The sequence below is a fragment of the Gemmobacter lutimaris genome, assembly GCF_003570715.1.
Lineage (GTDB): Bacteria > Pseudomonadota > Alphaproteobacteria > Rhodobacterales > Rhodobacteraceae > Gemmobacter > Gemmobacter lutimaris.
The window spans coordinates 1-1,238 of sequence record NZ_QXXQ01000049.1; the positions used below are offsets into that span (position 1 = coordinate 1).

General features: G+C 61.6%; 2 protein-coding genes. Both read right to left on the minus strand.

Translation table 11 applies throughout. From position 1 onward, the window contains the following. A partial coding sequence (locus tag D2N39_RS22390) for an IS3 family transposase (RefSeq protein WP_199725345.1) occupies window positions 1–875 on the minus strand: 875 nt, incomplete at its 3' end. After that, window positions 821–1,189 carry a DUF1153 domain-containing protein gene (locus tag D2N39_RS22395; RefSeq protein ID WP_119136920.1) on the minus strand — a complete coding sequence of 123 codons (369 nt, stop codon included), beginning with the start codon at window positions 1,187–1,189 and terminating at the stop codon, window positions 821–823. The genes D2N39_RS22395 and D2N39_RS22390, both read right to left, overlap by 55 nt. Window positions 1,190–1,238 lie beyond the last annotated feature (49 nt).

The window sequence follows — 1,238 nt, forward strand, 5'->3', positions numbered from 1 at the left end:
GTGCGCATGGCAAGGGCCTGATGAGGTCGGCGGTTGTTGTAGAAGCTGATCCAGTCGCCGATGGCGCGTGTTGCGTGCTGGATGCTGTCGAAGCGTTTGCGATGGACGCATTGCTCCTTGAGGGTGCGGATCACGCGCTCGACCATGCCGTTCTGTTGCGGGCAGTGTGGGGTGATGAACTCCTGCTTCAACCCATAGCTGCGGACCAGCGCCGTGAACTTGCGACTGGTAAAAACCAGGCCGTTGTCCGACCTCAGAAGGAATTCCGCAGGCACCCGGCCCAGCGTGCCGAACCTGGTGATCAACGCATGTTCCAGCGCACTGGCGGCAGTTGTGGCTTTGCCGGAGCGTGACAAATGCCAGCCCAACAACTCGCGGGTGTGGCAATCAATGACCAGGGCCAGCGTGGCCCATCCATCCCGCCCGGCCCAGACCCGGCACATGTCGGTCGACCAGCGCTCGTTCGGGGCTTTGGCCACGGACGGGATCGCCTCGATGCGCGGGCGCATGCCAACGGGACGCTTGCGGACCCATTGCCCGGCAGGCGCATGCGCAGCATGCTGCCGAGAGGGGGCCAGCCTTTGAGCTGAAAGATCCGCTGCACCGTGTTTTTGTTGAAGCCGAGCAGCCAAGCCACCGTCCTGTAGCCGAAGGACGGTCTTGGCGGGAAAACAGTCCCCCAGACTGTTTTCTGATCCGCCGCGATGTTCGATCATGGCCTTGATCGGCTCGGCAAAGCGCGGATCGACCTTCGGAGCCGCTTTGGTTGGCCGGTAATAGACCGTCCGGCGGGGCACACCAAACCAGGCGCAGAGCTTGGTCAGCGGCACCTTGATGCCCTCAGCGAGAAGGCCCTGATGGATGCTCTGGAGCATTTGTCGTCCTGTGCATCCAGCAGGGCCTGGAATTTTTTTCGGGCGCGCAACTCCAGCATGGCCTCGCCATAGGCCTCCTGAAGATCCTTCAGCTGCTTCTCGTATTGCTCGCGGATGTCGAGCGGGTTCGCCCGCAGGGAATTCTCCATCCCCCGCTTCGCGTCATCAACCCAACCTTCAATCTCGGAGGGCGACAGGTCGAAGGACCGGCTGGCCTCCGCCACCGTGGTCTTGCCCTGCATGATCTCGATCACCAGCGCGGTTTTACGCTTCGCCATCCAGCGCTTGATGCTGTCGTCCATGGTCACACTCATTGCTACGTTCTCCCTTGTAGCATGAGCAGATCTTCACTGGGTCGATACA

What these genes read in the sequence shown, in the direction of transcription:
- D2N39_RS22395 (WP_119136920.1), bottom strand. Translation starts at nt 1,189, where the DNA reads ATGAGTGTGACCATGGACGACAGCATCAAGCGCTGGATGGCGAAGCGT.